The sequence below is a fragment of the Cellvibrionales bacterium genome (assembly GCA_016713115.1).
GTDB lineage: Bacteria > Pseudomonadota > Gammaproteobacteria > Pseudomonadales > UBA7239 > UBA7239.
In genome coordinates this window covers 822,814-845,933 of record JADJPU010000001.1, presented here as the reverse complement: position 1 = coordinate 845,933, position 23,120 = coordinate 822,814, and the positions used below count along the sequence as shown (strand labels likewise).

The 23,120-nt window shown below is 50.4% G+C and carries 17 protein-coding genes, 1 other RNA gene and 2 pseudogenes; 16 read left to right on the top strand and 4 right to left on the bottom strand.

Annotation, left to right across the window (positions count from 1 at the left end; all coding sequences use genetic code 11):
• Positions 1-24: 24 nt before the first annotated feature.
• The 3 genes from IPK30_04130 to ssrA all read right to left on the bottom strand — a co-directional run bounded on the left by IPK30_04130 (position 25) and on the right by ssrA (position 1,289).
• Positions 25-309, bottom strand: a complete 285-nt coding sequence (locus tag IPK30_04130) for a hypothetical protein (GenBank protein ID MBK8102478.1) — start codon at positions 307-309, stop codon at positions 25-27.
• A 205-nt stretch (positions 310-514) separates the two neighbouring features.
• Entirely contained in the window at positions 515-757 is a 243-nt protein-coding gene (locus IPK30_04125) for a hypothetical protein (GenBank protein ID MBK8102477.1), read from the bottom strand.
• Between the two features lie 179 nt (positions 758-936).
• Positions 937-1,289, bottom strand: a transfer-messenger RNA (tmRNA) gene (gene ssrA, locus IPK30_04120).
• Between the two features lie 163 nt (positions 1,290-1,452).
• Between ssrA and IPK30_04115 the strand changes: the two genes are divergently transcribed.
• From IPK30_04115 to psd, 6 genes are read left to right on the top strand one after another with little or no spacing between them, the layout of a single operon-like run.
• Positions 1,453-3,015 (top strand): catalase, encoded by a 1,563-nt coding sequence (locus IPK30_04115; protein MBK8102476.1) that lies wholly within the window; start codon positions 1,453-1,455, stop codon positions 3,013-3,015.
• A gap of 25 nt (positions 3,016-3,040) precedes the next feature.
• Positions 3,041-3,985, top strand: coding sequence for a phosphate acetyltransferase (locus IPK30_04110; GenBank protein MBK8102475.1), 945 nt, complete (start codon positions 3,041-3,043; stop codon positions 3,983-3,985).
• The gene (locus tag IPK30_04105) at positions 3,982-5,175 is read left to right on the top strand and encodes an acetate/propionate family kinase (protein ID MBK8102474.1); all 1,194 of its coding nucleotides are present in this window, start codon (positions 3,982-3,984) and stop codon (positions 5,173-5,175) included. The genes IPK30_04110 and IPK30_04105 overlap by 4 nt, the downstream gene beginning before the upstream one ends.
• Before the next feature lie 9 nt (positions 5,176-5,184).
• On the top strand, positions 5,185-6,006 hold the full coding sequence (locus IPK30_04100) for an undecaprenyl-diphosphate phosphatase (protein MBK8102473.1): 822 nt from the start codon (positions 5,185-5,187) through the stop codon (positions 6,004-6,006).
• Between the two features lie 5 nt (positions 6,007-6,011).
• Positions 6,012-6,830, top strand: coding sequence for a sulfurtransferase (locus IPK30_04095; protein MBK8102472.1), 819 nt, complete (start codon positions 6,012-6,014; stop codon positions 6,828-6,830).
• Complete coding sequence (gene psd, locus IPK30_04090; GenBank protein MBK8102471.1) at positions 6,830-7,702, top strand: phosphatidylserine decarboxylase; 873 nt, start codon at positions 6,830-6,832, stop codon at positions 7,700-7,702. The genes IPK30_04095 and psd overlap by 1 nt, the downstream gene beginning before the upstream one ends.
• A gap of 3 nt (positions 7,703-7,705) precedes the next feature.
• Here psd and IPK30_04085 read toward each other — a convergent pair whose 3' ends face one another.
• The gene (locus IPK30_04085) at positions 7,706-8,629 is read right to left on the bottom strand and encodes a hypothetical protein (GenBank protein ID MBK8102470.1); all 924 of its coding nucleotides are present in this window, start codon (positions 8,627-8,629) and stop codon (positions 7,706-7,708) included.
• Positions 8,630-8,910: 281 nt separating this feature from the next.
• Between IPK30_04085 and carA the strand changes: the two genes are divergently transcribed.
• The 10 genes and pseudogenes from carA (at position 8,911) to IPK30_04035 (ending at position 23,097) form a co-directional block, all read left to right on the top strand.
• The gene (gene carA, locus IPK30_04080) at positions 8,911-10,077 is read left to right on the top strand and encodes a glutamine-hydrolyzing carbamoyl-phosphate synthase small subunit (GenBank protein MBK8102469.1); all 1,167 of its coding nucleotides are present in this window, start codon (positions 8,911-8,913) and stop codon (positions 10,075-10,077) included.
• Complete coding sequence (gene carB, locus IPK30_04075) at positions 10,070-13,300, top strand: carbamoyl-phosphate synthase large subunit (GenBank protein ID MBK8102468.1); 3,231 nt, start codon at positions 10,070-10,072, stop codon at positions 13,298-13,300. The genes carA and carB overlap by 8 nt, the downstream gene beginning before the upstream one ends.
• Positions 13,301-13,330: 30 nt before the next feature.
• Positions 13,331-13,802, top strand: a pseudogene (gene greA / locus IPK30_04070) (transcription elongation factor GreA).
• A gap of 18 nt (positions 13,803-13,820) precedes the next feature.
• Positions 13,821-15,068 (top strand): DUF2029 domain-containing protein, encoded by a 1,248-nt coding sequence (locus IPK30_04065; protein MBK8102467.1) that lies wholly within the window; start codon positions 13,821-13,823, stop codon positions 15,066-15,068.
• 20 nt (positions 15,069-15,088) lie between these two features.
• On the top strand, positions 15,089-16,672 hold the full coding sequence (locus tag IPK30_04060) for a hypothetical protein (protein ID MBK8102466.1): 1,584 nt from the start codon (positions 15,089-15,091) through the stop codon (positions 16,670-16,672).
• Between the two features lie 20 nt (positions 16,673-16,692).
• Positions 16,693-18,987, top strand: a complete 2,295-nt coding sequence (locus IPK30_04055; GenBank protein ID MBK8102465.1) for a glycosyltransferase family 39 protein — start codon at positions 16,693-16,695, stop codon at positions 18,985-18,987.
• A 48-nt stretch (positions 18,988-19,035) separates the two neighbouring features.
• Positions 19,036-20,058 carry a methyltransferase domain-containing protein gene (locus IPK30_04050; GenBank protein MBK8102464.1) on the top strand — a complete coding sequence of 341 codons (1,023 nt, stop codon included), beginning with the start codon at positions 19,036-19,038 and terminating at the stop codon, positions 20,056-20,058.
• Positions 20,059-20,086: 28 nt separating this feature from the next.
• Complete coding sequence (locus IPK30_04045; GenBank protein ID MBK8102463.1) at positions 20,087-21,187, top strand: DegT/DnrJ/EryC1/StrS family aminotransferase; 1,101 nt, start codon at positions 20,087-20,089, stop codon at positions 21,185-21,187.
• Positions 21,187-22,137 carry a glycosyltransferase family 2 protein gene (locus IPK30_04040; protein ID MBK8102462.1) on the top strand — a complete coding sequence of 317 codons (951 nt, stop codon included), beginning with the start codon at positions 21,187-21,189 and terminating at the stop codon, positions 22,135-22,137. Before IPK30_04045 ends, IPK30_04040 begins: the two co-directional genes overlap by 1 nt.
• A 12-nt stretch (positions 22,138-22,149) precedes the next feature.
• Positions 22,150-23,097, top strand: a pseudogene (locus IPK30_04035) (WxcM-like domain-containing protein).
• Positions 23,098-23,120: the final 23 nt, after the last annotated feature.

The following is a 23,120-nucleotide window of genomic DNA, read 5'->3' as shown; positions in this document are numbered from 1 at the left end:
GACATCATGAATCGCCCTGAGCTATTACGATTTCTCAAAATGCACTTCGCCCTTGACTGGCGTGGCGTTCACGGTGCACCACATTGGGCTCGGGTTCGGCACAACGGCCTCAGGCTTGCCGCTAGCACGGGCGCGAACCTGCGGGTGGTCGAGGCCTTTGCCTTCTTGCACGATAGCTGCCGACAGGACGACTACAGCGACCCAGATCACGGCTTCCGCGCTGCAGAGCTTGCAACGAAGATCAACGATACTTTTCTTTATCTCGATGAAACGGAGCTGAGTTTGTTGGTCTATGCCTGCGAGGGTCACAGCACTGGGCGGCTTGAAGGTGATGTCACCGTACAGACCTGTTGGGATGCGGATCGCTTAGATCTTGGCCGTGTCGGAATTCGTCCTGTCGCTGCGAAGCTTTGCACGGCAGCTGCACGAGATCCATCTTTTATCGCTTGGGCCTACGCGCGGAGCTTCGCAAATGAGCCTTAGCTGCTTGTGGTGCGCAGCCAGAATCCTTGTTTCAGTCGCGCTGCCGGTTGGCCCACTCAGCGAAGGAGATTCGTTCTCGCGGCTTGGGCGGTGGTATTGGTTCTCGCGGCAACAGAAAACCTGCAGCAACCAATTTTTCTCGGTTGGCTTCGCTGGCTTCTCGCTCTAGTGCTTTCTTGTGCATCAAGCCGAGAATATTGCTGCAGCCTTCCAGCCACGCAGGCGGTTCACGGCAAATGCCAGATTCTGGCTTGTTCAATTTACGATGCGCCATAGCAAACGCCTCTGCCTGTGTTCCAGCTCATCGTCACACAGTCTGGGCTCACTAGGTGAGCTCATGTCATGTGCCTCCATTTATGCCCCCTGATGGTGATAGATGCCCCCAATTCCGGCAGGCATATATGGGCAGTAATAAACAAAAAACCCAGCATTTACGCTGGGTTTTAGGTGAATTGGTGGAGCCGAGGGGAGTTGAACCCCTGTCCGTCAGTCCGCTACTGCGAGATCTACATGCTTAGTTCCGTCGATTGATTTAACTGCTCACAGCCCGGCGGGCAGGACGTGAACAGCGAGCCTGTAAGTTTTAGGGGATTGGCGCCAGGCGCACCGCTCCACGATTCTGTTCTATATGACAGTCAGTAGCGCGGTACAGACACCTTGCTAGCAACCGCTAGCTGCGATTAAGCAGCTAGAGCGTAGTTGTCGTCGTTGGCAACTAATAGTTTGCAACTTTGATTTACGAGATTGGTTGCCATCTCGGCATGCCCCCGAAGCTTTGTAACCGGCGTCGAATCCAAATCGGCCCCAATTCTTCTGCTTGAAGAGTGTTCCCAGTATATGGGGATGCTTCACGAAATCACAACATCAAAACATCTATCGTCATCATCAGAAAAATAACTTTTACAAACAATGGATTTGGGTTCACTCTGCCACAGCAGTCACTCATCACAGCATAGGAAGGGAAAAGCCATGAAAAATGACGACAGTAAAAAATGCCCCGTTACCCATCTCACTACTAATTTTGGCGCGCCGGTGCCGAATAATCGCGACAGCCTCAACGCCGGTGCGCGCGGTCCACTGCTGGCGCAAGATGTGTGGTTGAACGAAAAACTCGCCAATTTTGTGCGCGAAGTGATACCTGAGCGCCGCATGCACGCCAAAGGCTCAGGTGCGTTTGGCACCTTTACGGTGACCAAAGACATCACAAAATACACGCGCGCCAAATTGTTTGAAAAAATTGGCAAAAAAACGGAAATGTTTGCTCGCTTTACCACGGTGGCTGGCGAGCGCGGCGCGGCCGATGCCGAGCGCGATATTCGTGGTTTTGCACTCAAGTTTTATACCGAAGAAGGCAATTGGGACATGGTGGGTAACAACACGCCCGTATTTTTTATTCGCGATCCGCGCCAGTTTCCCGATTTGAACAAAGCAGTGAAGCGCGACCCGAAAACCAATCTGCGCAGCGCCACCCACAACTGGGATTACTGGACGCTGCTGCCGGAAGCCCTACATCAAATTACGATTGTGATGAGTGATCGCGGCATTCCCGCTAGCTATCGTCACATGCACGGTTTTGGTTCACACACTTACAGTTTCTGGAATGCAAAAAACGAACGGTTCTGGGTGAAATTTCATTTTAAAACGCAGCAGGGCATCAAAAACCTGAACGATGCGGAATCCGAAGCCATGATCGGCAAAGACCGTGAAAGTCATCAACGCGATTTGTATGAGGCGATTGCGCGCGGTAATTTTCCAAAGTGGACAATGTTCGTGCAGGTGATGCCAGAACAGGATGCGGAAAAAGTGCCTTATCACCCCTTCGATTTAACAAAAGTTTGGCCGCACGGTGATTACCCGCTGATCGAAGTGGGTGAGTTTGAACTGAATAAAAATCCAGAAAACTTTTTTGCCGATGTGGAGCAGAGCGCTTTCGCGCCGAGCAATTTAGTGCCGGGAATTGGTGTGAGCCCCGATCGCATGTTGCAGGCGCGTTTGTTTAATTATGCCGATGCACAGCGCTACCGCTTAGGCGTGAATCACCAACAGATTCCGGTGAATGCTGCGCGTTGCCCCGTGCATAGCAATCATCGCGATGGTACTGGGCGTGCCGATGGCAACTACGGCGGCACGCTGCACTACGAGCCGAACAGTTTTGGTCAGTGGCAGGCGCAAGCCGAGTTTGCCGAGCCGCCCTTAAAAATTAACGGCGATGCGCAGCACTGGAGTTTCCATAATGACGACAGCAATTATTTTGAGCAGCCGCGCAAACTGTTTCAGTTGATGAGCGCCGCACAAAAAGAAGTGTTGTTTGGCAACACCGCACGCGGCATGGGTGATGCAGCGGAGTTCGTGAAGTTTCGCCACATCCGCAACTGCCATGCTGCGGACCCTGCTTACGCGGCGGGCGTGGCGAAAGCCTTGGGTGTGGATTTACAAAAGCACTGGCTTCGCAAAAAGACGATCCGATGTATGGCAATCCTTTGGTCGCACTGCCGGTTTGAACAAAACCGGCGGGCAACTGCCGTACAATGACGAACCGTTTTTTTGAGCGCAAGTCATGAGTGGGCAACGAGAAAAATATCAACAACTGATTCGCCTGTGCCAGCGTTTGGAACCGCTGGCCACAGCGGTGGCGCATCCCTGTGATGAAGTCTCGCTGCAAAGCGTGGTGGAGGCAGCCAAGCTGGGACTGATTGCTCCATTTTTGGTGGGTCCGCGCGCCAAAATTACAGCAGCAGCGCAAGCGGCGCAGTTGGATATCAGTGCGTTTGAGTTGATCGACGCGCCGCACAGCCATGCCTCTGCCGAGTGTGCAGTGAGTTTGGTGCGCGCAGGCAAGGCGCAAATGTTGATGAAGGGCAGTCTGCACACTGATGAATTGATGAGCGCGGTGGTGGATAAAGAAAAAGGTTTGCGCACCGATCGCCGCGTGAGTCACGCTTTTGTGATGGATGTGCCGAGTTTGGATCATCCGATTATCGTCACCGACGGCGCGATCAATATTTTTCCCACGCTAAAAGACAAAATGCATATTTTGCAAAACGCGATTGATCTCGCGCATTCGCTGGGCATCAAAGAACCGAAAGCGGCAATTTTGTCGGCGATGGAAACAGTGAATCCCGATGTGCCCTCCACCATCGAAGCGGCGGCGCTGTGCAAAATGGCGGAGCGCGGACAAATCACCGGCGCGTTATTGGATGGCCCCTTGGCTTTAGATAACGCGATTGATTTGCAAGCAGCACAAATCAAAAAAATTCATTCGCCTGTGGCGGGCAAGGCCGATATTTTGTTAGTGCCAGATTTAGAAGCGGGCAATATGTTGGCAAAAAGTTTGACCTTTATGGCGGATGCGGAAGCGGCGGGCATTGTGCTCGGCGCGCGCGTGCCCATTGTGTTGACCAGCCGTGCGGATTCGCTCACCTCGCGTCTCGCTTCTTGTGCGGTAGCGACTTTGATGGTGGCAGAGAAAAGGAAAGCATTGCAGGCGGAACACGCCGCGTGAGTGATGCCATTCTGGTTTTGAATGCTGGATCTTCCAGCATTAAATTTTCACTGTTTGCTTTTTCTGGCGCGGTAGAGTCGCTGAGTTTTTTGTTGGGCGGGCAGGTGCAGGGTTTGCAGTCCACGCCGCAGTTCAAAGCCAAAGATGCCGCTGGAAAAATTCTTGCGGAAAAACAGTGGTCGGAAAGTGAGCCATTAGGTCACGACGGTGCCATCGCATATTTGAATGCTTTTTTGCGCGAGCATGCGGCGCAGTATTCCATTAAAGCGGTGGGGCATCGCATCGTGCACGGTGGCGCAGAATTTTTTGCGCCCATTAAAATGAGCCACGCGGTGTTGGATAAATTGGATGATTTGATCCCTTTAGCGCCGCTGCATCAACCGCACAATCTCAAGTTGGTGGAATTGTTGTTGGAAAGCCAGCCAAATTTGCCGCAAGTGGCGTGTTTTGATACCGCGTTCCATCACACGCAAACGGCTGTGGCGCGCGCCTACGCACTGCCGCCAGCTATCACTGAAAAAGGCGTGTATCGCTACGGTTTTCACGGTCTGTCTTACGAATACATTGCTTCAGTGTTGCCGCAGCTTGCACCAGAGATCGCCGAAAAAAAAGTGATCGTGCTGCACATGGGCAACGGCGTGAGTTTATGTGCGCTGCAGGCGGGAAAAAGTGTCGCTACCACCATGGGTTTTTCCGCGCTGGACGGCGTGCCGATGAGTTCGCGCTGCGGCAGTTTGGATCCGGGCGTGGTGCTGTATTTGCTAGATGAATTGAAACTGTCAGCGAAAGAGCTGGCCGATTTGTTGTACAAGAAATCGGGCTTTCTCGGTGTGTCGGGTGTGTCTAGCGATATGCGTGAGTTGTTGGAATCCGATTTGCCCGCTGCGCAATTTGCAGTGGATTTGTTCGTGTACCGCGTGGCGCGTGAAATTGGTTCGCTGGCGGCGGCGCTGGGCGGCTTGGACGCGCTGGTATTTACGGCTGGCATTGGTGAACACTCTGCAATTATTCGTGAAAAAATTTGCGCCGCGTGTGCGTGGTTGGGCGTGGAGATAAATGCAGCGGCCAATGCGGAACACGCCTTGTGTATCAGTAAAGTACAGAGTCGCGCTTCGGCATGGGTCATTCCTACGAATGAAGAATTGATGATCGCGCAGCACACTGTGCAATGTTGTCTGAATGAAATGTAAGGGAAAGTTGTGGATTTATTGTTGCTGATAAAAGCAGTCGTAATGGGTTTGGTGGAAGGGCTGACGGAATTCTTACCCGTCTCCAGCACCGGTCATTTAATTCTTGCCGGCGAAGCGCTGCATTTTCTTGATCACGATCGGCGTGCAGTCTTTGAAATTGTGATTCAACTTGGTGCGATTCTGGCGGTGTGTTGGGTGTATCGTGAACGCTTGTTGTCGGTGGTGCGCGCTTGGCGCTCGACATCATCGCAAAAGTTTGCAGTTAACCTTGTATTGGCTTTTTTGCCGGCGGCTGTTTTGGGCGTGTTGTTTATCGAGGTAATCAAACAATATTTGTTTAACGCGCAGGCGGTGGCTTGTGCGTTGCTAGTAGGTGGTGTTTTGATTTTGTGGGTGGAGAAACGCAAACACATTGTGCGCGTGCAGTCGGTTGAAGAAATGTCATGGCGCGATGCGCTGAAAATAGGGGCCGCACAGGCGTTGTCTTTGATGCCGGGGATGTCGCGATCGGGAGCAACTATTATCGGCGGCTTGTTTTTTGGGTTGTCGCGCCAAGCCGCGACGGAGTTTTCTTTTTTTCTGGCGATTCCTGTAATGTTTTTGGCAACGCTGTACGAGGTTTTAAAAAATCGAGCGCTGTTGACCGTGGACGATACAGGGATATTCGTGGTTGGCTTTGTTAGCTCTTTTGTTTTTGCGCTGCTCGCTGTGCACGGTTTGTTGCGCTTTATCCAGCAGCATACTTTTACGGTCTTTGCTTGGTACCGCATCGTGTTTGGCGTGCTGATTTTGACAGGTAGCCATTTGGGATGGCTACATTGGGGAGGCTGAAGGATATGTCGCTACCGTTTATTGTTGAAGCGGAAGAGCTGCAAAAACACTTGGCAGATAAGTCTCTGCTGCTGGTGGATTTATGCAGTGCAGAGAAATACCGCGAAGGTCATATCGCCGGTGCTGTGCATCTGGATGTGGCGCTGTTGATGGGTGGAGAAAAACCGGCAGTAGGTTTGTTGCCGACGGTTGAAAAATTATCGACAGTGTTTGCCAGTATTGGCTTAACACCAGACAAGCAAGTGGTGTGTTATGACGAAGGCGATGGCGTCAGCGCAGGGCGTTTGATCTGGACGCTGGATGTGATTGGTCACACACAAGCTTCGTTTCTCAATGGCGGAAAAACCGCGTGGCTGGCAGAAGGTTTTTCTCTGGAATTGCAGGAAAATATTCCGCTGCCTGCGACATTGCGTGCGCTCACGGTGGATGCGCGCTATTTAGCAACTGCACAGGATATTCTCACGCATCAATTTGATGCCGATTTTTTGGTGTGGGATGCGCGCTCACACGATGAATATACGGGCGCGAAGATGGTGTCGGCGCGCGGTGGACATATTCCAGGCGCGATACACTGCGAGGGTAAAGATGTTCTTGATGCGGGGAATGGTAGTCGTTTGCGTAAAGACCTTGCCGATTTTCTGCAAAGCAAAGGCATCACGCCAGACAAAAATATTGTCATGCACTGCCAAACTCATCGCCGCTCTGCACTGGCCTATGTGGCAGCAAAAAGCTTGGGCTATCCGCGCATTGCTGCTTACGCCGGCTCGTGGTCCGAGTGGGGTAATAGTGAAAACATGCCTATTCATACAGGAGAAAATCCCTAATGTCTTTGTTTCAGTTTTCTGAAGATGCCAGTTTTTCCAATAAAGTGTTTGTGGTGTTGCAATACTTGTTGCCGCAACATCTGTTGTCGCGTGCCGTTGGGTGGCTGGCAGAAAATGAAACGCCATGGTTGAAGAATTTTTTGATAGAAAAATTCATTCGTCAGTTTGGCGTAAATATGAATGAAGCAGCGGAGCCGGATTACAAGCGCTACCGCAGCTTCAATCAATTTTTTACGCGTGCACTGGCTGATGGTGCGCGCCAAATTTGTGATGACGATGTTTGCTGCCCGGCAGACGGACAAGTCAGCCAAGCGGGAATCATTGAGCACGGTCGTATTTTTCAAGCGAAAGGACACAGCTTTACTGTGCAGGAATTGTTGGGCGGCGATGAGCAATTGGCGGCTTTGTTTGACGGCGGTTTGTTCGCCACAGTCTATCTCTCGCCGCGCGATTATCACCGTGTGCACATGCCGGTGGCGGGGCGTTTGCTGCGCAGTATTTATATCCCCGGCGATTTGTTTTCCGTCAACACCACCACTGCAGAAAATGTGCCGAATTTGTTTGCGCGCAACGAAAGGTTGGTGGCGATTTTTGATACCGAGTACGGCGAAATGGCCGTGGTGTTGGTTGGCGCCATGATTGTGGCTGGCATCGAAACGGTGTGGGCAGGGCAGGTCGCGCCGCGCTTGCGCAAAATCGAAACGCAAGATTTTGTAAACGCACCTGCCCCCGTCCACCTTAAGAAAGGCGAAGAAATGGGGCGCTTTAAATTGGGATCTACGGCAATCGTTTTATTTCGTAAATCCAGCGATTTGGAATGGGAAGTAAAAGCGGGCGATGCCGTAAAAATGGGGCAGGAGTTTGCGGATTGATTGTTATAAAGATGTGGTGGGGATGCGCGGCGTGACTGGGTGTTCCGCCACCCATTGATCGGGGTCGAAGCGACCAGGACGCATGCGTTTTAGATAGCCGGAATTATCTTGATGTGTGGCGAGTGTGATTGGGTGTCGCCACTCCATATCAAAATCTTTCCAGTATTTTTTTCCGACTGTGTTGCACTCTTGAATATAAGCGCGGTTAATTTCATTCTGTGTCCATTGCTTACCCATAAATAATGATGCGCTGAAATGTGGGCGTTGTTGATCCAACACTTCTTCAAAATCATCTCCGAGTTCGATGGGCTGAAAAAAAACTTTGATGCCTTTGGGGAATAGGGATAGCAGGCGGTCGGTGTCGGTAATGCCTGGAATCCAAGGAGCCATTAGCACGCAAGCATTGATGCCCGCTGCGTGGAGTTGGTGCAGTGCTTTCATTCTTAATTCAGGAGAGGGGGCTTGCGGCTCTACTTTATTAGCAAGCTCGGTTGTCGATGCAGTAAAAGAGAGGATAATTTTGCAGCGCTCAGGTGACATGCGTTTGAAAAGATCGATATCGCGTGTAATCAGCGGGCTTTTTGTCGTGATTGAAATGCGGCGATCGCGACGGGTGAGTTCGTCAATAACCCATCGGGTGTAGCCCCACTTTTCTTCAATATCGTTGTAGGAATCCGTTGCTAGGCTGACGCCGAATAAAAAACGGTCATCAGGGAAATCCTGCAATTCGGCTAAGAATCGTTGCTGAAACTTCTCCAGATCAGGCTCAATAGGCTGTGTTTGGCCTTGGCTATCCGTGATGCAATAAAAACAGCGAAAGCCACATTTTAGGTACGGCTCTACACCGACGATCGTCAAGTTGTCGGCATAGCGTCGTTCGTGCTTGATGATCTTGTACTGCTCGCCTGTGCGATCAAGAACTTTCATGGGAAAAGTCGGTGTGTTAGAAGTCGTCTTCAATATGCCCCATCAACAGCGTTTTGCCTAGCTTTTACATGGACACCCATCCCCCCCTTCCCGTACAATACGCCCTCAGGTAGCAACCTGAAGACGAGAGGCCGCAGTGGCGCAATAACAGTTTGCAAAGAAACGGGATGAGCGAGAGTTCAGCCCGTTTTTTTTAAGCCGCTCTCCAGTTATCTTCAATAATTTCAATGAGTTACCTTGCGTGAGGGGTGGCTCGTTGCGCCTGAGAAACCGAAAGGGGAATGTGTGTGATAGGTCTCAAGAGAAAACCCGCTCTGCTGGCACTGGCTGACGGCAGCATTTTTCGCGGCACCAGTATTGGTGCGGAAGGCGTTTCCACCGGCGAGGTGGTGTTTAACACAGCGCTGACCGGCTATCAGGAAATCCTGACCGACCCCTCCTACTGCGAACAGATCGTTACCCTGACCTACCCGCACATCGGCAATGTTGGCTGTAATCCGGAAGATGAAGAGTCGGATCGTGTGTGGTGCCGCGGCCTGATCATCCGCGATCTGCCCCTGCTCGCCAGCAATTTCCGCAGCGCAGAAGATTTATCCTGCTACTTGCAGCGCCACAATGTTGTTGGCTTGGCCGACATCGACACTCGCCGCCTCACGCGCGTACTGCGTGAAAAAGGCGCGCAAAACGGCTGTTTAATGGCGGGCGACAACATCGACGAAGCCAAGGCACTGGAATTGGCGCGCGCTTGGCCCGGCATCAAGGGCATGGATTTGGCGAAAGTGGTCAGCACCAAAACCCGCTATTCGTTCAACGAAGGCGCTTGGCAGTTGGGCGCAGGCTTCAACACAACCACTGAACGCAAGTACAAAGTGGTGGCCTACGATTTCGGCGTGAAGCGCAATATTTTGCGCCTGTTGGCAGAGCGCGGCTGTGATGTGACGGTAGTGCCGGCGCAGACACCGGCCGGCGAGGTGTTGGCAATGAAGCCGGACGGCATTTTTTTATCCAACGGCCCCGGCGATCCAGAGCCTTGCGATTACGCCATCACCGCGATTCAGGCATTTTTAGCAGCTAAAACCCCAATCTTTGGCATCTGCCTTGGTCACCAACTGCTCGCGCTCGCCTCAGGTGCCAAAACACTAAAGATGAAGTTCGGTCACCACGGTGCCAACCATCCCGTGCAAGATTTGGATTCAGGGCAGGTGTTGATTACCAGCCAGAACCACGGCTTTGCCGCCGATGAGGCGACTTTGCCCGCCAACTTGCGCACCACGCACAAATCGCTGTTCGACGGCAGTTTGCAGGGTATAGAGCGCACCGATACCCCCGCGTTTAGCTTCCAAGGTCACCCAGAGGCCAGTCCAGGGCCGCACGAGGCGGCCGATTTGTTTGATCGATTCATTGCGATGATGGCGGAGAGCCGTAGCGCAGGAGAAAAAAATGCCTAAGCGTACCGATATCCAATCCATCCTGATTCTCGGCTCGGGTCCCATTATCATCGGCCAAGCCTGCGAGTTTGATTACTCCGGCGCGCAGGCGTGCAAGGCGCTGCGTGAAGAGGGCTATCGCGTCATCCTCGTCAATTCGAACCCCGCGACGATCATGACCGACCCCGCCATGGCCGATGCCACTTACATCGAGCCGGTGGAATGGCGCACGGTGGCAAAAATTATCGAGCAGGAAAAACCAGATGCCCTGCTGCCCACCATGGGCGGTCAAACCGCGCTCAATTGCGCATTGGATTTAGCGCGCGAAGGCGTGCTGAAACAATTTAATGTCGAAATGATTGGTGCGACAGCCGATGCCATCGACAAAGCGGAAGACCGCGATCGTTTTGATAAGGCGATGAAAGCGATTGGTTTGGATACTGCGCGCTCTGGCATTGCACATTCTTTAGAAGAAGCGCTACAAATTCTCGACCGTTTTGGTTTTCCGGTGGTGATTCGTCCGTCATTTACCATGGGCGGCTCCGGCGGTGGTATTGCGTACAACCGTGAAGAGTTTGTCGAAATTTGCGAGCGCGGTTTGGATCTTTCACCCACCAGCGAATTGTTGATCGACGAATCGCTGCTCGGTTGGAAAGAATACGAAATGGAAGTGGTGCGCGATAAAAAAGACAACTGCATTATCGTGTGCTCCATCGAAAACTTTGATGCGATGGGCGTACATACCGGCGACTCCATTACTGTTGCGCCCGCGCAAACCCTGACCGATCGCGAATACCAAATCATGCGCAATGCCTCGCTGGCGGTGTTGCGTGAAATTGGCGTAGAAACCGGCGGCTCCAATGTGCAGTTTGCGGTAAACCCCGATACCGGTCGCATGATTGTTATCGAAATGAATCCGCGCGTGTCGCGTTCCTCTGCGCTGGCTTCGAAAGCAACAGGATTTCCGATTGCCAAAGTGGCTGCAAAATTGGCGATTGGTTTTACACTCGATGAACTGAAAAACGAAATCACTGGCGGCAAAACACCAGCATCTTTTGAGCCATCGATTGATTATGTGGTTACGAAAATACCTCGTTTTACTTTTGAAAAATTTCCTACCGCCGATGCGCGTTTAACTACGCAGATGAAATCGGTGGGCGAAGTAATGGCGATAGGCTGCAACTTTCAAGAGTCGCTGCAAAAAGCCATGCGCGGTTTGGAAGTGGGTTCAGCGGGTTTTGAATCGCGTTTGCCACAGTTGGAAGAGGGCGAAGAAGATGCGCTGGATGTCGTGCGCCGCGAATTGAAAGTCGTTGGCGCTGAACGCCTGTGGTACATCGCCGATGCGTTTCGTCTCGGCATGAGTGTAGACGATGTGTTTGCTGCCACCAGTATCGACCGCTGGTTCTTGGTGCAAATTGAAGAATTGGTGCGTTATGAACAAGCGGTGCAGGAAGCGTCGATCGAAGATATGAACGCGGAATATTTGCGCCTGCTAAAGCGCAAAGGGTTTTCCGATGCGCGCCTCGCTACATTGTTAAATGAAAAAGAAGCGACAATTCGTGAGCTGCGCCATTCCTTAAATGTGCGTCCGGTATACAAACGCGTCGATACTTGCGCGGCAGAGTTTGCGACCGACACCGCGTACATGTATTCCACTTATCAAGAAGAGTGCGAAGCGAACCCAAGTACACGCGACAAAATCATGGTGTTGGGTGGTGGCCCCAATCGCATTGGGCAGGGCATTGAGTTTGATTACTGCTGTGTGCACGCGGCATTGGCAATGCGCGAAGATGGTTATGAAACCATCATGGTCAACTGCAACCCAGAAACCGTTTCTACCGATTACGACACTTCCGATCGCCTGTATTTCGAACCGGTGACGCTGGAAGATGTGTTGGAAATTGTGGCGAAAGAAAATCCTAAAGGCGTGATCGTGCAATTCGGTGGACAAACGCCGCTGAAATTGGCGCGCGCATTGGCGGCAGCGGGTGTGCCTATCGTTGGCACCACGCCGGAAGCGATTGATCGCGCGGAAGATCGCGAATTGTTTCAACAGATGATCGAAAAATTAAAATTGACGCAGCCGCGCAATGCCACCGTGCGTTCGGCGGAAGAAGCGGTACAGAAAGCCACAGAAATTGGTTATCCGTTGGTGGTGCGCCCTTCGTATGTGCTCGGTGGTCGCGCGATGGAAATCGTGTACAAAGAATCCGAATTGCGCACCTATATGCGCGATGCGGTACAAGTATCAAACGATGCGCCGGTATTGTTGGATAGATTTTTGAATGCGGCGATCGAAGTGGATATCGACGCAGTGTCCGATGGCAAGGAAGTGGTGATCGGCGCCATCATGCAGCACATTGAACAAGCTGGCGTGCATTCAGGTGATTCTGCCTGTTCGCTGCCGCCGTATTCGTTGCCGGCAGCCGTGCAAGACGAGATGCGTGAAATCGTCAAAAAAATGGCGCGCGAATTAAATGTTGTCGGCTTGATGAATGTGCAGTTGGCGTATCAAGATGACACAATTTATGTGATCGAAGTGAATCCACGCGCTTCGCGCACCGTGCCCTTTGTGTCGAAGTGTATCGGTGTGTCGCTAGCGAAAGTCGCGGCGCGCTGCATGGTGGGTAAATCTCTTGCAGAGCAGAAATTTACTAAAGAAATCGTGCCGACTTATTTCAGCGTGAAAGAGGCGGTATTCCCATTTAATAAGTTTCCTTCAGTTGACCCAATTCTCGGCCCTGAAATGAAATCCACCGGCGAAGTGATGGGCACGGGCATCACTTTTGCTGAAGCCTACGGTAAAGCACAGTTGGGCGCGGGCGAAAAATTGCCGCGCAACGGTGGCAATGCGTTTATCAGTGTGCGTGAAGTGGATAAAGCGGGCATTGTTTCTGTAGCAAAACGCTTGCATGAAAACGGATTTCGCTTAATTGCCACACGCGGCACGGCAAAAGAATTGCAAGCGGCGGGCTTGGAAGTGGAAATTATCAACAAAGTGACGGAAGGTCGTCCGCATATTGTCGATATGATTAAAAACGGCAAAATTCAGTTAATTATTAATACAACGGAAGGCAGACAGGCGATTGCAGATTCTTCAACAATTCGTCGTTCCGCACTGCAACACAAGGTGTACTACAACACCACGCTGGCGGGTGGCGAAGCGTCTTCTATGGCGCTTGCCATGCAAGCAGATACTGTGGTGCGGCGTTTACAGTCACTGCACGCAAACGCGCAATGATTTTTATCGTCGAATGAGGCGAGGTGTGAAATGACAAAATTTCCGATGACCGTGGAAGGCGCAGAAGCATTGCGCGCCGAACTGGATAGATTGAAAAAAGAAAAACCGTTGGTGTCGCAAGCTATTGCCGAAGCGCGCGAACACGGCGATTTGAAAGAAAATGCGGAGTACCACGCCGCGCGCGAGCAGATGGGTTTTCTCGAAGGTCGCATTCAGGATCTCGAAGGCCGTTTAGCGAATGCGCAAATTATCGATATTCGTAGTATTCCATTAAGTGTGCGAGTAATTTTTGGCGTAACGGTTACGATCATCCATTGTGAAACTGAAACAAGTGTCACCTATAAGATTGTGGGTGAGTACGAGGCAGATGTGAGTATTGGTTTGATCTCACTGACATCACCAATCGCGCGCCTTGATAGGTAAAGAGGTGGGTGATGTGGTGCTGGTAAAAACACCGGCTGGTGAAGTGGAGTACGAAATTGACAATGTGCAGCATCTCTAACAGCTAGAACGCATTGCGATGAAACCTTCGGTATGGGATCGCAGAAGGATTTTCACAGCCGTTTTTTTTGCGCTGCTGTCTTTGTTTGCACTGACGCGTCTCGAACCATTTTATCGTCAGGCCTTTAGTGGTTTTGCTTGGGATTTTGCCATCAACCGCACGGCGGCGCATGGGTTGCTGGCGGAGGTTTCGCCGTATGATCGCGCTGCATTGCATCAGCTGGCCATCGCGCAAATCCCTGATCAAAATAGTGAAAAACTGTTTAACGGGCGTTTTACCTCGTTTGTCGGCTTGCCGAGTACCGCAATGTTCCATCTGCCGTTTACGGCAATGTCTTTTGACAGCAGTGTGCTCTGGTATCGCGTCAGCGCATTGCTGGCCATGCTGCTGAGTGTTTTTTTGGTGGGATGTGCAGTGCACAAAACACAGCGCGCCGCCGCGTGGCTAACTGGCTTGTTGTGTTTGTTGTTGTGGCATGCGGTTTCTTTTTCGCTGCGCCTTGGGCAGGTGGACGCTTGGGTGCTATTGAGTTTGGCAACAACAATTTTTGCACTCAGCCGCAAACAGTGGGCGTGGGCTGGCGTGGCACTCAGTTTCGCGGTGATACTGAAAATTAGTCCCGTGTGGTTGTTGTTGTATTGCGTCCTAAAAAAACAGTGGCGGGTGCTGGGAGGATTTAGTATCGCCGCTGCACTGTTCTTGGCGCTAATTCTGCCGACTCACCGCAGCGATTTTTATCAGTTTTTTGCTACCGTGCTGCCATCCTTGGGCGATAGCCCTATCCATCCCCAAAATCAATCACTCGCCGCCGCTTTGGCGCGCTTGTCGTCTGCGGATAGCAATCTGTTGTCATTTGCTGTTGGCGTGGGCTGGTGGAAATTTGTAGGTGTAGTCTTTGCGGCTGTATTGTTGTTGCTGCGCTGTGTGTGTGAGCGCGGTAATCAGTCAATAACATTAGCGGGCAGCGGCGTGACCGTGCTCTGCGCGCTGATTGCAGGGCCACTAACATGGGATCACTATCTTGTTTGGTCAATAATTCCGGTGATGTTATTGGCCGCGCGCATACAGAGTTGGCAATATGTATTCTTGCTGCTGATATTGCTGCCACTGTATTTTGCAGTGCCGTATCCCAAGCCGGATGAAGTGGCAGCACACGCGGTGTGGCGCGTGTTGACGATGGCTCAGGTGATGTCGATAACAGGGGTGGCTGTGTGGCTGACAGCATTGTCGAGAGTAGATACTGTAATAACAGAAATAACTGAATAAATTTCAAATAAGGATATTGCATGCAAGACAGCAAAACCTCAGCAGACAATTGGCATGCCTATTGGCTGATTGTGATTCTCGCCTTGGCTGCCAGTGTGCGGTTTTATGCGTTGGGAGATAACAATCTCAGCGCAGAAGGGCTGTTTAATGCCTCCTTCTGTAACATAGAGGGCTGGTTTGCGATGACGGAACAATACACCGGAGAAACGGGCCTGCCATTTTTGTATCCCACCCTGTTGTGTCAGTTTTCTGATTTCACAGCGGCAGTTGATTTTTTTATCCGCGCCTTGTCAGTAGTGTTGGGTATTGGCGTGGTGTTCATGGTGTATTTATTTGGCGCGCGTTTTTTTTCGCCGATCACCGGCTTGCTGGCCGCTTTGCTAATGGCAGTTGATTCTCAAAGTATTTTGATTGATCGCTCGGTAACCCCATACAGCTTATTTGCCTTGCTGTGTTTAGCGCATCTGTATGTGTATTGCTGCTTGCTTTGGGATGCGGCGCGCAGGCCGGCGCCATTGGACATAGGTGCAGATCACCAGATGTTTCAGTGGAAATTGCGCTGGGCGCCGAATTGCCCCTGTCATGCCGGCGTACTACTGCTGTTTTGGTTGAGTGGTTTTCTGGTGTGCTACACCAACCCAACGGCACTCATTGTTTTTGTGGTCGAGGCAATAGGGATTGTATTCTTTGTCGATAAAGAAAATAGAAAATTAATGTTGGGTTGGTTGTTGTTGCCGATTTTAGTTTGTGCAGCGCCTTATTTGCTGACACTGACAGATAGAGTTGGCTGGGCGCTAAAGAATGACTTATTTGGATTTTTTTCTTTAAACAAAAATAGCTTTTTCAAGTTGCCATTGCTAGCGTCGTTTAGTCTTGTAGGTTTGTTTGTTTCTTTGTCGGTTGTTTCTGCACTGCTGTTCTTGAAGCGATACAGCGCAATCAGCGCACGGGTATTGGTATTGATAGCTATGTTGGTCATGGCTTCTATTTTTTCATTGTTGTTTATCAAGCTACTAGATCCGCGCTCCTTTTTGTTTTGCGCGGCATTATTATCACTGGTGATAGTGGAAGGATTTTCTAGGGGTATTGTTGCTATAAAACAGAGCGCTATAAAAAAATTCGTATTTGCGGTTATTGTCATCGTGTTGGCGGTGTTTCAGATTCAGGCCAATACACAAGGCAGTATATATAGACGCAGTGTTGATATGGGGTTTGAATGGGCCGCACAGATTATTGCCAACGATGGTGTGACGAAAGTTGATAGCGGGAAAAGAATGGTGTTGATGAATAGTAGGCTGTTTCAGTTGTATTTTGATCGCTACGGCATTACGCAAAAAAACACAGTTCGACTAAAAGAAAAGGATTATGTGTCCGGTATGTCGCCGACAAGCACAGATTTTTATTATGTAGAGTATGTGCCGAATGACGCAGGATTTACGGCGGGATACCCTGTGTATGAAGATTTTTCTAGAAGGTACAAGAAACTGTGTCAGGCCAACAAAAAGCGGTTTCGTATTACGCGCTTCTCCGTAGCATCAGGTCCTGTCGTAGTGCCGGTAGCGAATTGCAGTGACTATCTAAAAGTAGAAGGGGAAGTGCTGTGAGTGCTGCGGTTGGAAAGGAGATGTATAGACAGTGGTGGTTTTTCATTGCCGCACTGCTGTTCATCGTGGCCGTAGTTGAGCGTGTGTACGGCATTGATCGTCAGAGTTTGTGGAGTGATGAGCTGTACGCGGTCATTGCAAGTTATAAACCGTTCGCAGGCGCTTGGAAGATGATGGTGGATGATTCGCACCCGCCTGGCTATCTCAGTTTTATGTACGCAACACTGCCTATAACCGGCTATTCCGATTTCGGCGTGCGATTGCATGCGTTGTTGTTTGGTTTGCTGTGGACGCCATTGGTATTTTGGTTGACGCGTCGTTGGTTTTCTATGCAAGCAGCTCTGTTGGCGTCAGCGGTTATTGCCAGCGCGTATAACGCGGTTTATTACAGTCAGGAAGCACGCGCCTACAGCATGCTGATGGTTTTCAATATCCTGAACATTTTTTGTTTCTTGGAGATTTTATTCTCTGAGAAAGCCTGTAAATGGCATAGGGTAGGCTTTATTCTCTCTGCCGCAGCGATGCTGTATCTGCATTATTCTGGTTTTGTGTTTATTGCGGCAGAAATGCTGTTGTGCGGTTTGATGTGGCTTGCGCGCTTCCGCTTAAACATAAAAGAGCTGTGTGTTATTTTTTCTGTGCCGCTGTTGTTGTATTCGCCGTGGTTGGGCGTGATGTACAACAACTTAGTGGATGCACCGCGCAATTGGGCGACATCTGCTGTGCCGACGGCGCAAGAGACCTACTATGTTTTACAGCGGCTATTGGCGCCTGATGATGGGCATATGAAGTTTCATTGCTGTGCGTTGGCAGCGATTGTGCTGTGTGCGGCGTGGCAACATTGGCGGCAAGGCTTGTCGCAACAGTTGCGTATCGTTTATTGCTTGATTTTTTTGATGATTGTGCCGGTGCTGGCATTTTATGTGGAGTCACTCGTTGCCACGCCGCTGTTTGAAAAGCGCTATTTCTTGGTGTCAATAATGATCGAAGCAGTGTTGGTCGGTTGGGTTGGCATGCGCTTCTTCATGCTGTGCAGTGAAGCATTGGCAAACTTACTGACCATAGCGGCCGTCTTTATCTACACCGTATGGACAATCAACGCCAATGTGGCCTTTGGTTTATACAGCAATTTAGATAAAGACCCTGTGCGTGAAGCTGTGGCTATTATTAAAAATGATTTGCGCGCTAGTGCTAAGCGGCAACCGTATTCTGTAATTATGACGCACGATTGGTTTGAACATTATCTCAGACAGGATGGCATTGAATTTGATAAAGACTGGCCAGCTCGGAGTTATTATGTGGCGCAAAACTTTTGGGGTGTGTCGCAGTATTTTGAGCAACACAAAGACAAAGAAATTTTGTATTACCTTGCCTTGCGTGAGCCAAATGCGGAAACAGCACTGGTGCCTTTGAAAATGAAGTATCGATTGTTATCAAAAGCTGCAGCGAGTATTGAGGCTGGCTCGCTCGATGTTTACAAGTTTGCTTTGCATGAGAGACCCGATGCTGAGCAGTTGCAAGCGGTGGGCAGCAATCGCAGCAACGATCTTGTGCGCAGCGTGGCTGACGATATCGGCGCAAAAGATCCTACTACTTATCACATTCTGACAACGCACAACATGATTCGTCCGTACTTGGACTATAACAACATTGTTGTGCCGCAAAATTGGGATGGCAGTTATGTCATCAATGCACAGGCGGATAGCGTCTATCGCTATGTGCAACAGCATCCCAGCATAGACACACTGTATTACTTTGCGCTGCAAGAACCCAACGCAGAGGGCGCGGAGTTGATGTTGCAAATGCGTTATCGATTGCTGAGTGAAGCCTCGGTAGAGACAGCTGTGGGCAAGTTATCTGTACTGAAATACAGTGTTAAAGAACCGCCGGTTATTGATGATAGTGCCAAGCAGCGCGCACAAGCGGGGCCGACGCACCAAGCCGTCGAGTGGCTGCAGCAGGATATTGGTCAAGCGGCTGCGGGCACGGTTGCTGTCGCAACGGCCAATGATTGGGTGGAAACTTATCTCAAATTAGGCGGTATTCCGATAGACGAAGCGTGGGTGGGGCGGCGCTATACGGCAGAGAATGAAAAGTCGCGTGTCTTGGATTACATACTGCAGCATCCTGCGGTGAGCGATCTTTATTATGTGGCTCTGCGCCAACCGACCACTGAGCAGGCCGCCGCTGCATTACAAAAAACTTACGCGTTGAAGACGCAGGCAGTTATCACCGTGCCGGTGGGTGAAATTGTGATCTACAAATTCAGTACCAAAGAGAAGCCGATGGTTGAGTCGGCAGCGAGCGGCACCTGATGTCGTTATACTCGCAAGATAATGATGAATAACGCACTGGGAGTGCCGATGCCCGTATACAAGCCATACTTGTTGACCGTTCTTGCGTGCCCGCGCTGTGGGGATGGCTGCATCAAATCTGTTACCAATGAAGAATTGCAGTGCCAATCGTGCAATGAAAAATATACGGTTGTAGATGGCATTCCTCAATTGTTAAAAGATCCTTCAGCGTTTACTTTTTTGGAGGCAATAGATTACGACGATCACCACAATATTGATGATGTGCGTCGCGAAAAAGTGGCGCGTGATTGGAGGCAAGTCTTTGATCAAACGAAGCCGGTGTATGGCGATGTATTGGAGATTGGTTCCGGCACAGGGCAGTTAACTTGGGGCTTGGCGCATCGTTTTCCCTTTATGTCGGTAAGTGCCTGCGATATTTCTACCAAGTTTTTGCAAAAAGCCGCTGGCGTGGTGGGCGAGAGTAAAGTGCCTGTGCGCTATCACGCTTGCGATGCCAATTTTTTACCTTTCCGTGATGGGAGCTTTGATTTGGTGGTGGGGCATAGCGTACTCCATCATTTCATCGACTATAAAAAAATCATTCATCGATTGAGTAAATTACTTCGCCCTGGTGGGCAGGCTATTTTTTATGAGCCTGTGCTGCAGGGGAAAATGATTATTGCTTTTGTGGGTGACTTAATGCGGCGCATTGAGCGCAGAACAGAATGGGGTGTTCTGAGTGAGGCGGATGATAAGCGCATCAATCACATGACGCGCCACATTATGAAAGCCAAATGGATAGGCGGTGATCGTGAACGATTAGAGAAAATTGAAGATAAATATATTTTTGATATCCATGAAATGCGTGAGCTGGCAAGAGAGGCTGGTTTTTCAGGCATGGAACATTGCAATGTTGAAATGACAGAGAAGGGGTATCGCCACTATGTCAATCAGCATTTATTGATGGAAGGGCTCGCGCCAGAAACCATTCAGCAGTTCGCATTTATTGCCAACTCTTACATGAGTACGATAGGTGAAATGACGCCGAAAGATATGATTACCCCAATGGGTTATTTTATTTTTAAAAAATAACAAACAAAAAATATAGAGAGTTTTAAACATGAGTATCGATAAAATTAACGACCTTTCATTGCACAACAGCGCTATTGCAGAAGGTTTGCATAAGGCAGCAGCTCGCGTGATTGACAGCGGCTGGTATGCCATGGGGCCAGAAGTGGCTGCTTTTGAAAAGGCGTTTGCGGCGTACTGCGGCGTAACGGATGCTATCGGCGTGGCTAACGGCACAGAAGCTATTGAATTAGCCTTGCGCGCGCTGGATATCAATGTAGGCGATGAAGTGATCACTGTTGCCAATGCAGGTTTTTATTCCAGCACGGCGATTCGCGCTATCGGCGCTGTGCCGGTGTATGTCGATATTCAAGAAAGTAATTTGCTGATGGATGTTGCGTGTGCGGAAAAAGCCATCACGCCAAAAACCAAAGCGATCATCATTACGCATTTGTTTGGTCAGTTAGCAGATATGCAGCCTTTATGTGCCTTGGCAAAAAAACACGGTATTGCGCTGGTGGAAGATTGCGCGCAGTCACATGGCGCTACAGCCAATGGCAAACGCGCGGGAAGTTTTGGCGATATTGCAGCCTTTAGTTTTTTTCCGACTAAAAATCTCGGCGCGCTCGGCGATGGTGGCGCAGTGGCGACATCTGATGCGGCTTTGGCGGCGCGTGTGCGCAGTTTGCGTCAATACGGCTGGACAACGAAATACACGGTGGCGGATGGCGGTGCGCGCAACAGCCGTTTGGATGAAATGCAGGCAGCGCTGTTGTCAGTGAAATTGCCATTGTTGGATGGCTGGAATGAAAAACGCCGTCAAATTGCCAAGCATTATGCTGAAAAAATTACAAATTCTGCCGTGCGTGTACCCAATATTACAGGCGCAGATCATGTGGCGCATTTGTATGTCATTCGTTGCACCCAGCGCGATGCGCTGAAAAAACATTTGCACGCTCATGGCATCGCCAGTGATATTCACTACCCTGTTTTGGATACGCAGCAACCGGTCACTGGCGGCCAATACGCTGCACTTGCGCTGCCCGTGAGTGAAAAAGTGCGCGGTGAAATTCTCACCTTGCCTTGTTACCCAGAGTTGACGCTGGATGAAGTGGATGTGGTAGCAAACTGCATTAACAATTGGGTGGCTTGATGTATTCGCTCATCATTCCAGTTTACAAAAATGAAGAGTCGCTGCCCGATTTATTGGCAGTGCTGGCGGATATGAATGAGAAGCTGTCCGGCAAATTGGAAGTGGTGATTGTGGTGGACGGCAGCCCTGACAATTCCTACAGCATTTTGCGTCAGCGTTTACCGGAAATGCCTTTTGCTTCACAGCTGCTGCTGCACTCACGCAATTATGGTTCCTTTGCTGCGATTCGCGCCGGAATGCAAGTGGCGAGCGGCTCTTTTTTTGCGGTGATGGCGGCCGATTTGCAGGAACCGCCGGAGTTGGCGTTGGAGTTCTTTCGGTTGCTAGAGGCTGATGAAGCCGATGTGGTGGTTGGCACGCGCGATGCACGCAATGATCCATGGCGCAGCCGTTGGTCCTCAGAAATTTTCTGGTGGGTGTATCGCAAATTTATTATTAAAGAGGTGCCGGCGGGCGGTGTGGATATGTTTGGCTGCAACCGCCAATTTCGTAATGAATTGCTGTCGCTGGATGAATCGCACAGTTCCTTGATTGGCTTATTGTTTTGGTTGGGCTTTCGTCGCAAAACCGTGGCCTATCAGCGCCGCGAGCGACAACATGGCGTGAGTGCGTGGACGCTGAAAAAGAAAATCAATTATCTGATGGACAGTATCTTTTCATTTTCCGATCTGCCATTGAAGTTGCTGATTTCTTTTGGCGGCATTGGCGTTCTGTTTTCTATTTTATTTGGCTTGATGGTGCTGGTATTTAAGGTGACGGGTTGGGTGGAAGTGCCTGGCTATGCGGCCACTATTTTGACGGTGTTGTTTTTTGGTGCATTGAATACGGCGGGCATTGGTCTATTGGGTGCCTATGTGTGGCGAGCCTATGCCAACACGCAAGGCCGACCTGTTTCTGTGGTAATGCGCGCAGAATCATTCCTTGGAAAAACTGAAAATAAAAACCCTTAAGAGTAAAGAGAGATGGATTATTTCGTTCATGCACAAGGCATTTGTGATAGTAAAAACATAGGCAAAAATTCGCGCATTTGGGCATTTGCGCATGTGTTGCCTGGTGCCGTACTCGGCAGCGACTGCAATATTTGCGATCATGTTTTTATTGAGAACGATGTGGTGCTGGGTGATCGTGTGACGGTGAAGTGCGGCGTGCAATTGTGGGATGGCATTACCGTGGAAGATGATGTATTCATCGGCCCCAATGCCACTTTTACCAACGATCCTTTTCCGCGCAGTAAACAGTACCCAGAAAAATTTCCGCGCACGGTGATTGGGCGCGGTGCGTCCATCGGCGCTAATGCCACAATTCTCCCAGGGCTTACTATCGGCTAGCAGGCTATGATTGGTGCGGGTGCCGTGGTTACGCGTTCCGTGCCGGCCAATGCGATTGTGGTGGGCAACCCAGCGCGCATTGTCGGTTATGCCGATGAAGACAATAAGCAAAATAAAGTGAGTGTCGGTTCTGCGTTTGTAGATACCGATAAGCCTGGCGTGCGCGCTACGAATGTTAAGGGTGTCACTCTGCACACCATGCCTTTAGTGACAGATTTGCGCGGTAATTTAACCGTAGGAGAGTTTGAGCAGCATATTCCTTTCCCTGTGCGCCGTTACTTCATGGTGTTTGATGTGCCGAGTGCGGAAACGCGCGGTGAGCATGCGCATAAAGTCTGCCATCAGTTTCTGATTTGTGCGAAAGGCAGTGTCAGTGTGGTGGCAGATGATGGCAAAACGCGACAAGAGTTTTTGTTGCAACAGCCCAATCAAGGTGTTTTCTTGCCGGCCGGCACTTGGGGCATTCAGTATAAATATTCAGCGGATGCGGTGTTGTTGGTGTTTGCCTCGGAGCATTACAGCGCAGAAGACTATATTCGCAATTACGATGATTTTTTGGCGTATATACAACAGCGAAGCTAATGGCTGTGCCAGAAAAAAGAATG

Bases quoted from the DNA above. Each gene is read 5' to 3' on its own strand.
- IPK30_04125 (MBK8102477.1), bottom strand. From the start codon at position 757: ATGGCGCATCGTAAATTGAACAAGCCAGAATCTGGCATTTGCCGTGAA.
- IPK30_04115 (MBK8102476.1), top strand. From the start codon at position 1,453: ATGAAAAATGACGACAGTAAAAAATGCCCCGTTACCCATCTCACTACT.
- IPK30_04110 (MBK8102475.1), top strand. From the start codon at position 3,041: ATGAGTGGGCAACGAGAAAAATATCAACAACTGATTCGCCTGTGCCAG.
- IPK30_04095 (MBK8102472.1), top strand. From the start codon at position 6,012: ATGTCGCTACCGTTTATTGTTGAAGCGGAAGAGCTGCAAAAACACTTG.
- psd (MBK8102471.1), top strand. From the start codon at position 6,830: ATGTCTTTGTTTCAGTTTTCTGAAGATGCCAGTTTTTCCAATAAAGTG.
- IPK30_04085 (MBK8102470.1), bottom strand. From the start codon at position 8,629: ATGAAAGTTCTTGATCGCACAGGCGAGCAGTACAAGATCATCAAGCAC.
- carA (MBK8102469.1), top strand. From the start codon at position 8,911: ATGTGTGTGATAGGTCTCAAGAGAAAACCCGCTCTGCTGGCACTGGCT.
- carB (MBK8102468.1), top strand. From the start codon at position 10,070: ATGCCTAAGCGTACCGATATCCAATCCATCCTGATTCTCGGCTCGGGT.
- IPK30_04065 (MBK8102467.1), top strand. From the start codon at position 13,821: ATGAAACCTTCGGTATGGGATCGCAGAAGGATTTTCACAGCCGTTTTT.
- IPK30_04060 (MBK8102466.1), top strand. From the start codon at position 15,089: ATGCAAGACAGCAAAACCTCAGCAGACAATTGGCATGCCTATTGGCTG.
- IPK30_04055 (MBK8102465.1), top strand. From the start codon at position 16,693: ATGTATAGACAGTGGTGGTTTTTCATTGCCGCACTGCTGTTCATCGTG.
- IPK30_04050 (MBK8102464.1), top strand. From the start codon at position 19,036: ATGCCCGTATACAAGCCATACTTGTTGACCGTTCTTGCGTGCCCGCGC.
- IPK30_04045 (MBK8102463.1), top strand. From the start codon at position 20,087: ATGAGTATCGATAAAATTAACGACCTTTCATTGCACAACAGCGCTATT.
- IPK30_04040 (MBK8102462.1), top strand. From the start codon at position 21,187: ATGTATTCGCTCATCATTCCAGTTTACAAAAATGAAGAGTCGCTGCCC.